Raw genomic sequence first — 13,003 nt, forward strand, 5'->3', positions numbered from 1 at the left:
AGCCAATTACATCAGCCCTTCACTTTCAATTCGCACAGTTTCCAGCAGCCAGTGGGTAAATGCTTTAATTTTAGGACGATCAGCCGACTCTTTAGGGCATACAATGTCGTAGGAATAATCGCTTTCCATCATCAAATCAAACGGTCTTATCAGGCGTCCAGCAAGAACGTCCGCTTGTGATAATACAAGATGTCCCATGGCTATACCTTGACCATAGATAGCTGCCTGTTGCACCATAACCGAGTGGCTGAACACAGGTCCCTGATTTAAGGGGACGCCTTTTACACCAGCATGACGCAACCAACGGCGCCAATCTTCGGTAGTTCCATCATGCAATAGCGTGTGATGTTTAAGATCTTGCGGTGATTTAAGAGGTTTATCACCCTCTAGCAGCGAAGGAGAACACAGTGGCGCCAATTTTTCGGTTAATAAAGTGACCGAGTGCATACCAGGATAGTCCCCCGTGTCATAATAAATAGCAACATCAATGTCTTCCCGTACAAAGTTGACCTTTTCATCACTGGCCTTCAGTCTCACCTCAATTTCAGGATAAAGCTGTTTAAATTTTGATAACCTGGGAACCAACCACACAGTAGCAAATGACGGCACGACACTAACGGTAATTTCGCCACTGGCACGCTGAGCTTTAATTTCCTCAGTTGCGTTAATCAGAATTTCAAAAATATCACGAATTTTGGGCCAAAAACTTTGTCCTTCATCGGTTAATAATAATTGACGATTTCGGCGCACAAAAAGTTGAACACCTAAAAAATCTTCTAATGATTTAATTTGATGACTGACAGCGGCCTGAGTCACAAATAATTCGTCAGCTGCGCGAGTAAAACTTAAGTGTCTAGCCGCAGCTTCGAAGGCCCTGAGACTCTTTAATGGGGGTAATTTACGTAACATGAACTAAAATTTTGAGATACCAAAATCCACATTAGTTTTTCTAATGCGAAGCATTATAAATGATCGTTTGAAAAGGTACAATTACCTTTGTATAGTTCATCCTGTGTTAGGGAATACGCTGGATACAGACGATACGGCAATATTCACAAGGTATTGATTTTGTCTGAATCATCCATTTTTTAATTAGATTGTCTAATTAATGACAGTTGTCTGACACAAAGTTTTATTTGCTAGCGCAATTTTTGCTAACGGGTACTTAAATTATTGATTTTTCTGTTTAAGTTATAGTGTTAGTGGTGTTTTGTACCTTATTTTGAGAGTTGTTTTATTCTGTCCCAACAGAATTTATTAGTGGAAAGCTGTGACCTCCTACCCCTTTTTTGGTCCTAATATTTCACAGCTAGTTACTAAGTAGGCTTGCTTAAATGCAGGCCTTTTTTTTATCTAAAATTTATCAAAAACAGCTATTGCATTCACTTGTTATACCGTTTATTTTGAGGCAACTTCTTAATTTAAGCTGCTTGCAATGATGTTCAATCAACCACAACTGACCCACTCAATTATCATGGTAAAACCTATCGATTTTGGTTTTAATGAACAAACTGGACAAGATAATGAGTACCAACAGCGACCGACACAACTAACCAATAAACAAGTCAGACAACAAGCCCTTGAAGAATTTCAACAAATGCAACAGCACCTACAAGATAAAGGCGTTGAAATTATCACACTAGGAAAGCCGCAAAACTCAGGCCCTTTACCAGATGCCGTTTTTCCAAATAACTGGTTTTCAACACAAGCAGATGGAAAACTGATTATTTATCCAATGAAGACACCAAATCGTCAAGATGAAGTGCAAATCGATAATCTGTCCAATGCGCTAAAACAGCGAGGCTATCAAATTTCACAACAGGTTGACTTACGTTTAAACAATCCTGCTCACAAAGCGCTAGAAGGGACCGGCAGCCTGGTCTTTCACCACCCTTCTCGACAAGTTTTTGCCGCACTCTCAGAGCGTTGCGATGCTCATCTGTTAAATCAGTTTGCCACGCAATTTGATTACCAACCTGTTGCTTTTGAGACGCAAAGCTGCCGCGGCAATCCGATTTACCATACAAATGTCATGATGTCTTGTGGCCAGCACTTTTGTTTGGTGACTAAAGAAATCATTCAAACAAGCAAGCAGTCATTGTTTAAGCAACTAGAAGCAACATTTGATGATGTCATTATTATTTCTGAAGCGCAAATGGGTCAAAACTTTTGCGGTAACATTATACAATTACGATCCAAATCCCAATCGCCATTAATTGTGATGTCGAGCTCCGCATTTAAAGGTTTTGAAAAAGCACAGCAACAGCAACTGGAAAAGCACGGCGAATTAGTCATTTGCTCAATTGATACAATCGAAAAAATCGGCGGCGGCAGCGCTCGTTGCATGATAGCGGAAAACTTTTTGCCTTTACAAAACAGAATTTGAAATAGCCTTTTATCAGTAGATGGGGCTATCAATGGACTCCTCAACTGCCGACAAAAAGTAAAAAATAGATGTAATAATCAGGCGTATCAAACGTGCCATAAAAGAGATGACTCACTCAAAAAAATAACTAAAATACCAGCTAGATTGTTTTCTCATACCTCTTTGAGTGATGGTTATTGCTTTTAAATTTAGACACTTAGTTGTTAATTTCAGGAAAAATAGCGGGTTTAGGACTAAACTAATAAAAAATCCATAAAACTAAGTTAATAAAATGCTACCTGTCCTGGATGGATATAAAATACAACAAGAAATCGCTTCTGGCGGCATGGCAAAAATATACGATGCCATACAGTTGTCGCTAAACCGTTCAGTTGCCATTAAATTTTTAAGTCGTAAACTTCTATCCCACCCCGAAGCACAAACCCTGTTTGAACATGAATCGCTAATAATCGCACGCCTCAATCATCCGAACATTGTTCAAATTATTGATAAAGGGTTAACCGATGAATCACAACCTTTTTTCGTCATGGAAAAAATCATTGGGCTTGACCTGGCCATGATACTTGAAGAAGGTGCATTACCATTTAACAAAAAAATGGATATTGCCGTACAACTTTGTAAAGGACTGGCCTACGCACATAAAAATGGCGTTATTCATCGAGACATAAAACCCTCTAATGTCATCATCGACCAGCATGGACACGTCAAGATTCTGGATTTTGGCATTGCATTAGTCAATGATGAAGGTCACGACTCGCAAACGGCAACTAGTGTCATGGGCACCCAGGGTTATGTTGCGCCCGAGCAACAGCACGATTATACCAAAGCAACTGTTGCCAGTGACATTTATTCACTTGGCATTTTATTTGATAACTTGTTTAATCAATCAGCTGCTGAACAATCTTCACAGTTTCGCTCATCAACTAAAGCCCTTGCTGAACTTATTAAAAAATGTTGTGCTACCGATCCCATTCAACGCTACTTTACAGTCGATCAAATCCGTGACGAAATACTCAGAATTTCGCAAGGTAGTCACTTGGGTCAATCCAGTATTCAAAGTGTCGAAAGTGAAAATAAAGATTTGACGAATAATTTTAATCTACTGGATATTTTAGATGAATCTAAAAACAAGCGCGTTTATTTGTTTCAGAAAAAAAGTAATAAACAGCTTTTTGTTATTCGCCGTAACTTTAAAGACTCGGCCGGTGTAAAAGAAGCAAAAATGTTAATTAGTCTTAAACATCCTAATATTATCAATACTTTTGCTGCGGTAAAAAAAGATAAAAGTGCAACAATAATTACGGAGTATTTGGCTGGCGGTAGTTTAAGTAATCAGTTAATCGTTGATTTTAGTGAGCAGGAATTTCTCAAGCCCGCAATGAACATTTGCTCAGCAATCGACTATGCTCATCAGAATAAAATTCTCCATAAAAATCTGGCTCCAAATAATATATTATTCGATAGCAAACAAAATCCTAAAGTGTGCGACTTTGGCATTCCATCCAATGATGAGTCAACCGTTAATAATGCTTACCGTCCACCGGCAAACCAAGCCTTTAGTGAACAGTATGACATCTATTCAATGGGCGCTATTTTTCATCATATGTTATTTGGTGTACCACCTAATCAACCACTCCCCAGCAATCACCAGAAAATATCTTTTCGGCTACAAAAACTGTTGGACAAAATGCTGGCATTAGATCCTATTAACAGGCCAACCACCGCGCAGGAATGTTTCATTGAATTAAAACGAATTGCAGATCTCGACGCCAATAAGAACAGTCGCTCTACTATGGGAAAACAACAAGCCAGAGTCAAAAAATCACGCGTTCGACCAAGACAAAGAGCTAACCGCCCACCAACCGATCACACTCGAATATTGAGTATTTTATTAGCAATAGCGGTACTTTGTATTATCGCTCTAGTCGCTAAAGACTTTATCTAGGGCGGTATTAAAGCTCAGTTCCCAAACACACCAGAAAAATACACACCCGCCAAAATCACACCAATTAGAATTACGCCAATAGCAATACGATTTGATTGACTCTTTTGAACCGATTGGCTTGCATAGTTTAGTGGTTGATCACCGACACTTTGAAATTTTAACAATGTTCCGCCAACAATCACTTCATCGCCATCTTGTAAAACTGCACGCGACTGCATTTTACCATTTACCAGCAAGCCATCAGATGCGCCGTTATTTTTTATTTCCCAACCTAACTCCGTATCAATCAAATAGACATGACGAGCTGATACACTTTTTTCACTAGTCGAGAGGTGATGACCTAACATTCTTGAAATATGGTTTTCGGCATTGGTAATCTCAAAAACCTTGCCTTCCGCATCTTTTGACAAACCATGTAAAAACACTTTTTTATTAAACTCTGCCGCCCGAACATTTCCATTGGTGGTTGACTTTACAGCGGACTTTTCGACAGATTTTTTAGTTTTCTTATCTTTGACCAGTGTTCGAGGTTTATTGCCTGAAGGATTAGCAGGACCTAATACACTAAACTTGAATTCATCAATTTTGATTTCATCACCATTGCGTAGTTCACAACTTAGTACACGCTCACCATTGACATAAGTACCATTTGATGAATTCAGATCTTCAATAAATAAATTATCTTTGCGAATTGCAACTTTGGCATGCTGCCGAGACACAAAGCTCATTGGTACAACAATATCCGCAGCTTTTTCTCGCCCAATGATCGCGCCATCAGACAAAGAAAAATATTGTCCATCTAGTGGTGCCGAAATGGCTTTAAGCATCCAAGGACTGACAACAGGTCTTACAACTGTTGCCTGCGCGGCTTTTGGTGCACGTTCTCCTGCACGCTCTTTTAACGGATCAATAATCTCCAGCTCACTAGAGCCCAGACGAATTGTATCCCAGGCCTGTAGAGTCTGTTCTTTAACAATTGGAATATCATTAATGAAAATACTGCGATGATTACTCACATTGCGCAATAATATTTCACCCTGCTGGATAACCAGTTCCGCGTGCACTGGATCAACCATTGGTTCATTAACAACAATATCACAACCAGGATCACTACCTAACTTAAGAGTTGAATCAACCAGCCACATGGCTGGTTTACGTCGATCCTCGAACTGAATTTTAAGCATAAATAACGTTGTCCGCTATACTTCCTAGTTTTACTTTGCATAATGAACAAATCAACAAATCGGTGAATGGTCAAAATGTTAAGAGTAAATTAACTAAAATTAGTCACCCCAAATAATTGGCATATAATAACGACTTATTTCTTCTTACAAAATATCTTTTTATAGATAATCTGCGCAATTCTATTTGTTTTGACCGTAATTTGGGACTTATAGCTTAGTTTTAGAACAGAAACTATCCTAAATCAAAAAAATAAAGAAATTGAATAACTTATAAAATCTCAAAAAATAGCATTTATGCTCTGTGCTGCAATTGCAGCAAACAGGAGTATTTGTCCGCGAAGTCAGGCCACATAGGCGCCTAACATATACCCCATATCAACAAACAATATATCAACCGACGTTAATGATAAGCAAACTGCAGTCATATCGGTCTACAATCAGATTGCCGCAATTAAGATAAAAATAAATAGCAAACCGATTTTTAGAGAACCAATAACTTCAGTTTTTTTATAGCGTTAAAGATAATAATCAATCAACAGAGCAGACAAAGTAAATCGATAATTTTAAATAGTGTGTGGCAATGAATTTTCAATCTTATTTAGTAGACTGTGATTGAGCAGGCCGCGAAGCAGTTGATTCTGTGGCATCTTTATCAACGATAACTTTGTCTGCTTGCTGAAATTTTATTCTACCATGTTTACGTAAAGATTCGCGCAGAACGAATTCTATCTGCGCATTAAGACTACGCAACTCATCATCAGCCCAAAGCTGCATAGCTTTTAAAATATCCTCATTGATTCTTAGTGGGTACGCTTTTTTCGCCACTTAAAACTCCAGTTTTATTGAATAATTTCCCCCGCCAGGGCCAACAGGTTGCACATAAAATAATATGACCAAGTAAAGATCATAGTATTTTAATACAGACTGCCTGTATTGACTGCAGCAATTTGAGTGGGATTTCCGTTTTTATCATTAACCTTTATTTTGCCACTTTCAAAATTTTTCACCCGTAAAGAAACGGCTCGCTTGCTATATAACGGATTGGCCCAGCGTAAACCATTGGCATGCACCGTTCCGATATATCTTCCAAAAAACTGCAAAACTTTAGCTTCGTTAGGATTGACCGTAAAAAACCCAAACCAGCAAACCACCACCAGCACCGATACCAGTGATATAACCACTGTCATAACCATTGAACTTTTAATCGATAGCAGCAATCCTGCGATTAAAGCCAATTGATTATCTTCTCTTTCATTCTTACTAATCCTCACCAAAACATTGTGATATCATAATGATATCATTTTAGTAAAAGATCAAATAAAATTTATAGGGGGAATCATTTCCAATTGTTTTTTCTCTAAATATCAAACAGTTAAAAATCCACATCGATAATATTTAATCTGTTTACAGTGACTTTTTCACCAAATCACATTGAAATTGCATAAAATGAAGAAATTCAGCCTCTCGGCCAAACTATTTATGACAACATATCGACTTAAAGAATATCTGACCAATGAATGAATTGATTAATTAACCAAGAGCCAAAAGTTAGTGATGTTTATCCAACGAAAAGACGAAAAACTCATAGAGAAAGCACTAGCTGGCTCACAATCGAGCTGGGTTACGCTGGTCAAGCGCTACGAAGGTCTGATTTATAACTACTGTTTGCGTATGACTTATAACAGTTCTGATGCGATGGATCTGATGCAAGAAGTGTTTATCGCTATTTACCGTAATTTACCCGCTTATCGAGGTCAAGGACAGTTCAAAAGCTGGATGATGCGAATTGCTTCAAATAAAACTATCGATTTTTTACGTGCCAGTGGGCGCAATCCTTTATTTAAAGCAGGTGAAATTGACGATGATGATTTTCATTCCAGTAACTCGCCCGAATCAGAATATATGCAATTTTCGACCAATAAACAGATCAAATCATTGTTAGCCCAGCTTTCTGAAGAACAACGAGTAGTTATCGAACTGAAGTTTTTTCAACATTTAACATTTGAAGAAATCAGTCAACAAACTGGTGTTGCTATTAGCACGCTAAAAACCCGTTTATATACTTCTTTACAAAAACTTAAAGGTCAATTGGAGATTAAACATGTTGTGTGATCATCAAATCGTAACCGAACATTTAACCGATTATATTGATGGCAAACTATCTCCCGAGATTCGTCAAGCATTTGAACGAGCCATCGAACAGTGTGAGAGTTGCCGCAAAGTTTATCAACATAGTCTGAGCATTCACCACGCAGCAACTCAATGGCAAAACGAACCAGTCCCCGACTGGCATAGAACCCGCTATATTACAGGCAACAAAAAAACTACCGGCCAATGGCTAAACTGGACTGCATTAGCGGCCTCAGCCGCAGCAATTTTAATGGTCGTGTTTCAGGTACGATTTACAACCAATGAACAAGGATTTCAAATTGCTTTTGGCGGTTCTAATCAACAGCAGATCAACCAGATAGTCGAACAAAAACTGACAGAATTTAAACAACAACAAGCTTTATTGCTCGATGCTCGGTTGGTTGATCAGTCCACCAAGCAAGATATGGCCAACAAACTATTAATGTCAAAAATACTAGAAAAAACCCGGGATGAAAGACGCGATGATCTCAACTTTTTAGTGACCGGAATACAGACTCAGCGTTATGAAGATAAACAAAAATACGATAAACAATTATCTTATTTAGCTGACAATCTGATTGAAAACAACCAGTACATTAATCAAATTATTCAGTCTGCAAACTTTACTAAGGGAGACAAATGATGAAACACTGTCTTATAAAAAAATCGGTTATTGCGTTCTCCAGTATACTGGCACTTCAAACTGGCACCCTGACCGCGCAATCCGATAACTTTGAGCGAGCGCAAAAAGAACTCAAAATAATGAGTAAAATATTTGATACTTCACTGGCAGAACAACATCAGAATAAGGCAGCTATCTATGGTAGCAAAAATACCGAAGCGACTTATCTGGCCAAACAAGGCATGGTGTTTAGTTTTAACTTTTCAAAAGGCAGTTTTGACTCAATCAACAGCTGGGAGGATTTCGGAGAAGGAATAGGTCATTTTGTCGAAGCCGTTGCCTCTGAAGTGGGTAATGCTATCGCTAATATTCCAGATGTATCGATACCTCACCCACCTCAGCCAATATCGCCGACAGAATTGGAAATGGACGAAGTAGAACAATTTGAAGCTTACCAGGAACATATGGAAATGCTCGAAAGGTTACGCGAGCGTAATCATGTTCAACGCGAAAAAGTAAGAGACTTACAGCGTGAAATCCGTTCTTTAGAAAGAGAAAAGCTGCATTTTGAAAGTAGAAAAGAAAATGAGAGTGCAGTCAATAATGAAAAAATTAAAGCGATGAAAGTCGAGTTACAAAAACAAGTGGATAAGCTCAACCAAGAAATGGAAAGCTATAAAAAATCAATGCAGGAATATCGAGACAAGCGTAGTAAAAAGCGGACGGAAAATATTAAGCGTAAAACAGATATTATATTTTCGACGTTGTGCGACTATGGCGCAACATTACGCTCTTTAAACAAAGGCGAGTATGTCACAATCATCTTCAAAAACTTCCAAAACAACGAAGATAAAATACATGTATTTGATTATTCAGATATCAAAAGCTGTAATTCAAAAGACAATCTATTACGCTCAGCAACAACCTACCAGCTTTAAGCTTAATCTTGACACACATGGTAAGTTTACAGTTTATTAGTTGCTAAAATAAAAAAAGCCGAAGTAAAAACTTCGGCTAAACTTCCCCTATTTACTAGAGTACTTTACATGATATAACCACTTTTAAAATTTAATTACTTTTAAAAAATAAATGTAATAAAAGCATAACAACACATCATTAAACATAAATGATGTAATTATCGATCAGCACATCCCAAAATATAACTTTGTAATCTTGAGGCCACTTGAGAGTGAAAGCCCAACCCAGGGTTTTTACCCACATTATTAGCACAGTAACTCATAACAGTTCCTTGGCCATTTGCAGGGTAAGCAGGCCAGTAACAACTGCCTTCTGGTCTTGCGCAGCCGTCAATTGCTGTATTATTTCCCCACCAAGCGCAAGCATGGGTATGCGCTGAACCCAATGTATGACCCGCTTCATGAGCATATACATCCACGGTCCAGGAATACGTTGGAAAATAATTGTAGGTGCTCCATACCGGTGAGTAAGCTAAGCCGTCGATAGTTTCATAACTACAAACACCACCAATTTTATGTGCTAATCCATAACTACTGCTTGATGAATAGCGTGAAGAAGTTAACAGCATACCAACATCACTATTAATCGTATTTTTTCCATCATAATAAGCAAACTGCTGCATTAAATCAGTGCCTAGCCGCGAATCATAAACAGGCGAATCGCGATACCAGGTCCAGCCCTCACTATACATATACATATAATCAACGTTATAAACAGCAGCAACCTGATTAAGCACCGACCCAACCCAGTTGGTCAGATAAGATTCGCCCACATCACTCACTAAATAACCAGACAACACGGTATAAACCGTAAAATAATAATCGTTCAGTGCATTTGGGACTTTACCATCAGCAGCTGGCTCAGTTGAGGTTAACGAACTTTTTGAATTTAACATTGAAGCGGCTTTCATCGACTCATGATCAAAATTGGGTAATAGTTTAGAAATATCGCTACCACATCGATGCTCAGGTTTTTTATGATCAAGACTGTTAACCCGATACATGACATGAGCGCCCGCCAGTTTATTACCCGACTGACTTAGACTTCCTGTTTTATCTTTGAGTTTTCCAATATTAATATCGCCAACTTGATGTGAATGTAAACGCCCTTCTATTGCATCTTTGTAAAAACTTAAAGCTACAATTGAATTTTCTTCACCTTCAATAACACCTTGATAATGTACCCCAAGGTCCATCGACTTGGCATCCAGTTGGATTGGCGTACTTTCTTGATTTTCGCTCATAAAAAATTTGGCATTTTTAGAATAAATTTCTCGGCGAAACAAATTAACTTTAATGCTGCTAGACGAAGAGGTTAATCCTGATTCGTTATAAGGAATGGTTAAAGTGATTGCATCTTCAGGATTGTGTTGTAATCTTTTTAAGCTACGGTTGTCCAATTTAAAAAATTTAGCACCGGCCGTAGTGCGTCGATCCAAATCTTTACTCAGCGCACGTGCAGCTTGCTCAGTATTAGAAATACCGTTAAACATATGGTAAGTTGTAAAGCTAGTACCATTGGCTTTCATCGAGTCAATCCGCTGTTGAAGCGCATTGGTCTTATTATCTGCTATTGCATTCATCGAGCTGACCACCGCACCAATTGCAGTCAGGCCAAACCAAAATCTTTTTATTAATTTGTTTTTCATGAGAGTTTGTTCCTCCAGTTATTATGAAGTGCTTTGTCTTCAGAGACAGAACAAGACATCAAGAACGCCCCTTTTTTTGATGAAATTATTTTCGGAAATTCTTAAATGTAAGAGAATTTATATCATACAGATTATTCGATGAATAGAATCCCCCTGTTTGATTAAACGGAATCTGATGGTGGGTTTTATTGGTGAGACAGATAGGATGTGCCATCCTATCTTCAGCAGTTCAGATGTCTATTTTTAAACTGTTTCAAATTTAATCAACAAAAGCACAGTCGTAAAAAATTAAAATAATTTTTGACTTTTGCGACTTAATTTTATTCAGACAATTATTTTTCTTCAAATAAAATAAAGAACAAGTAAACAAGCAAAAAACATCAACAAAACAGTGTTTAAAGTGAATATTTGCACAGATATAGTGTGAATATTACCTAAAAATAATTACTGAAAGTTGTCCAAATATCAGTGATTTTTTACAGATAATTTTCACTTTTGCTGAGAATTAAATTAGTTAGTTGAAATTGCAGCAATTTGCCGAGACGCAACTTAACGATAGAATAGGCTATTAAACAGAAACTGAAACTCGAACTGAAACCAAAATCAAATCGACAATTTTAATAAAATCACTGCTGTTAATTTTATCGCTAGTTGAATTTGGCACCTTGTTGAATCTGCCCATTTGTTTTGTTTAAATCGAGTGAGTGCAATAACTTACTTTGCACTCAACTAGACGCGACAACTACCGCCTCCCATTAAGTCCTCATGACGGTAGTCATAATAAATCCAGTGCCAATAAACAGATACCAATAAAACTATTGCTTGATAATTTCACCATCTTTCATGACAAAACTAATTTGCTGCATCAAGCGAATATCAGCCAATGGATCACCTTCTACGGCAACAATATCTGCCAATTTGCCGTTATCGATACTGCCCAAAATATTGTCGATACGCAGCAGCTTTGCAGCATTTAAAGTTGCACTTTGAATCGCTTCAAATGCCGGCATTCCCGCACTGACCATGTATTCAAATTCACGGGCATTCAATCCGTGAGGAAAAACACCTGCATCCGTTCCAAATGCAATCATTACGCCTTTTTTATAAGCATTTGCAAAGGTATCATGAATTTTTGGCCCAATAGCAGCCGCTTTGGGCCTGACTACTTCAGGATAATACCCAGCTATCGCGGCTTTTTCGGCAACCCATTTGCCTGCGGTAATTGTTGGTACAAAATATACTTTATTTTTTTTCATTAAACGGATAACTTCTGCATCCATATAGGTTCCGTGCTCAATCGAATCAACCCCTGCCTGAATCGCTCTTTTCATTCCCTCTGCTCCATGCGCGTGTACAGTTACGGTAAAACCGTAGTCTTTAGCTGTTGTGACAACAGCTTGTAGTTCATCAAAGGTAAACTGTGGATTACTACCGTTTTTTGCCAAACTCAAAACACCACCGGTAACAGTCAACTTGATTAAATCAGCCCCTTCCTTATAGCGTTGTCTTACCGCTTTTCTGGCATCATCCGCCCCATTTATCACCCCTTGCAATGGTCCGGGATCAGCCATCATATCGAGCTTTACCCCATTAGTTGGATCGGCATGTCCTCCCGTAGTCGCAATACTTTTTCCGGCCGCATAAATTCGAGGTCCTTGTATATAACCTTTTTCTATGGCTTTGCGTAAAGCGACTGGAACGCCACGAAAAAAGTCCCCCAAATCGCGTACCGTAGTAAAGCCAGCATTAAGTGTTTTGCTCGCAAATACGACACTACGCAGCGCTGCATCACTTTCATTCATAAAAAACTTTTCAGAATAGGAAGTTTTGTTAATTTCCCCTGATAAATGCACATGCATATCCATTAGCCCAGGCATCACCGTATGTGTTTTTAAATCGATCAATTGCTGATCATCTTGCGCTTCAACAAAACCTTTAGTCACGGCAATGATTTGGTTATCCTTAATCAGGATCGAATAATTATTAAGTTGAGTTAAGCTCTTTACATCTAACAAAGTTCCCGCATGTATCACATAATTACCCGCTACCGATGAACATGAAAGTAGCCCCCAAAATATTATGAAAATTATTGATTTTATACCCATGAATA

11 protein-coding genes are annotated in these 13,003 nt (G+C 38.2%); 5 read left to right on the forward strand and 6 right to left on the reverse strand.

The window, feature by feature from the left end:
* Positions 1-6 precede the first annotated feature (6 nt).
* Positions 7-909 carry a transcriptional regulator GcvA gene (locus ABVT42_RS13695; RefSeq protein WP_353896387.1) on the reverse strand — a complete coding sequence of 301 codons (903 nt, stop codon included), beginning with the start codon at positions 907-909 and terminating at the stop codon, positions 7-9.
* 526 nt (positions 910-1,435) lie between these two features.
* Here ABVT42_RS13695 and ABVT42_RS13700 point away from each other — a divergent pair.
* The gene (locus ABVT42_RS13700; RefSeq protein ID WP_353896388.1) at positions 1,436-2,386 is read left to right on the forward strand and encodes an arginine deiminase-related protein; all 951 of its coding nucleotides are present in this window, start codon (positions 1,436-1,438) and stop codon (positions 2,384-2,386) included.
* Between the two features lie 271 nt (positions 2,387-2,657).
* Positions 2,658-4,331, forward strand: coding sequence for a serine/threonine-protein kinase (locus tag ABVT42_RS13705; protein ID WP_353896389.1), 1,674 nt, complete (start codon positions 2,658-2,660; stop codon positions 4,329-4,331).
* Between the two features lie 14 nt (positions 4,332-4,345).
* Here ABVT42_RS13705 and ABVT42_RS13710 read toward each other — a convergent pair whose 3' ends face one another.
* The 3 genes from ABVT42_RS13710 to ABVT42_RS13720 all read right to left on the reverse strand — a co-directional run bounded on the left by ABVT42_RS13710 (position 4,346) and on the right by ABVT42_RS13720 (position 6,750).
* Positions 4,346-5,515, reverse strand: a complete 1,170-nt coding sequence (locus ABVT42_RS13710) for an FHA domain-containing protein (protein WP_353896390.1) — start codon at positions 5,513-5,515, stop codon at positions 4,346-4,348.
* A gap of 594 nt (positions 5,516-6,109) precedes the next feature.
* Positions 6,110-6,340: a type II toxin-antitoxin system antitoxin gene (locus ABVT42_RS13715; RefSeq protein WP_353896391.1), complete on the reverse strand. Its 231-nt coding sequence runs from the start codon at positions 6,338-6,340 to the stop codon at positions 6,110-6,112.
* Between the two features lie 89 nt (positions 6,341-6,429).
* Complete coding sequence (locus ABVT42_RS13720; protein ID WP_353896392.1) at positions 6,430-6,750, reverse strand: SPFH domain-containing protein; 321 nt, start codon at positions 6,748-6,750, stop codon at positions 6,430-6,432.
* 319 nt (positions 6,751-7,069) lie between these two features.
* Here ABVT42_RS13720 and ABVT42_RS13725 point away from each other — a divergent pair, with 319 nt between their 5' ends.
* Genes ABVT42_RS13725 through ABVT42_RS13735 form a run of 3 tightly spaced genes read left to right on the forward strand, consistent with a single transcriptional unit; the run spans position 7,070 to position 9,205 of the window.
* On the forward strand, positions 7,070-7,627 hold the full coding sequence (locus tag ABVT42_RS13725; RefSeq protein ID WP_353896422.1) for an RNA polymerase sigma factor: 558 nt from the start codon (positions 7,070-7,072) through the stop codon (positions 7,625-7,627).
* Positions 7,617-8,288 (forward strand): zf-HC2 domain-containing protein, encoded by a 672-nt coding sequence (locus tag ABVT42_RS13730; RefSeq protein WP_353896393.1) that lies wholly within the window; start codon positions 7,617-7,619, stop codon positions 8,286-8,288. Before ABVT42_RS13725 ends, ABVT42_RS13730 begins: the two co-directional genes overlap by 11 nt.
* The gene (locus ABVT42_RS13735; RefSeq protein WP_353896394.1) at positions 8,288-9,205 is read left to right on the forward strand and encodes a hypothetical protein; all 918 of its coding nucleotides are present in this window, start codon (positions 8,288-8,290) and stop codon (positions 9,203-9,205) included. Before ABVT42_RS13730 ends, ABVT42_RS13735 begins: the two co-directional genes overlap by 1 nt.
* A 197-nt stretch (positions 9,206-9,402) precedes the next feature.
* On the opposite strand, the gene ABVT42_RS13740 is transcribed toward ABVT42_RS13735, so the two are convergent.
* Both ABVT42_RS13740 and ABVT42_RS13745 read right to left on the reverse strand, forming a co-directional pair.
* Entirely contained in the window at positions 9,403-10,893 is a 1,491-nt protein-coding gene (locus ABVT42_RS13740; protein ID WP_353896395.1) for a M12 family metallo-peptidase, read from the reverse strand.
* A gap of 815 nt (positions 10,894-11,708) precedes the next feature.
* Entirely contained in the window at positions 11,709-12,998 is a 1,290-nt protein-coding gene (locus ABVT42_RS13745) for a metal-dependent hydrolase family protein (RefSeq protein WP_353896396.1), read from the reverse strand.
* Positions 12,999-13,003: the final 5 nt, after the last annotated feature.

The sequence above is a fragment of the Aliikangiella maris genome, assembly GCF_040719265.1.
In the GTDB taxonomy this organism is placed as follows: Bacteria; Pseudomonadota; Gammaproteobacteria; order Enterobacterales; family Kangiellaceae; genus Aliikangiella; species Aliikangiella maris.

Bases quoted from the DNA above. Each gene is read 5' to 3' on its own strand.
- ABVT42_RS13735 (WP_353896394.1), top strand. From the start codon at position 8,288: ATGAAACACTGTCTTATAAAAAAATCGGTTATTGCGTTCTCCAGTATA.
- ABVT42_RS13740 (WP_353896395.1), bottom strand. From the start codon at position 10,893: ATGAAAAACAAATTAATAAAAAGATTTTGGTTTGGCCTGACTGCAATT.
- ABVT42_RS13710 (WP_353896390.1), bottom strand. From the start codon at position 5,515: ATGCTTAAAATTCAGTTCGAGGATCGACGTAAACCAGCCATGTGGCTG.
- ABVT42_RS13700 (WP_353896388.1), top strand. From the start codon at position 1,436: ATGATGTTCAATCAACCACAACTGACCCACTCAATTATCATGGTAAAA.
- ABVT42_RS13730 (WP_353896393.1), top strand. From the start codon at position 7,617: ATGTTGTGTGATCATCAAATCGTAACCGAACATTTAACCGATTATATT.
- ABVT42_RS13745 (WP_353896396.1), bottom strand. From the start codon at position 12,998: ATGGGTATAAAATCAATAATTTTCATAATATTTTGGGGGCTACTTTCA.
- ABVT42_RS13725 (WP_353896422.1), top strand. From the start codon at position 7,070: ATGTTTATCCAACGAAAAGACGAAAAACTCATAGAGAAAGCACTAGCT.
- ABVT42_RS13705 (WP_353896389.1), top strand. From the start codon at position 2,658: ATGCTACCTGTCCTGGATGGATATAAAATACAACAAGAAATCGCTTCT.
- ABVT42_RS13695 (WP_353896387.1), bottom strand. From the start codon at position 909: ATGTTACGTAAATTACCCCCATTAAAGAGTCTCAGGGCCTTCGAAGCT.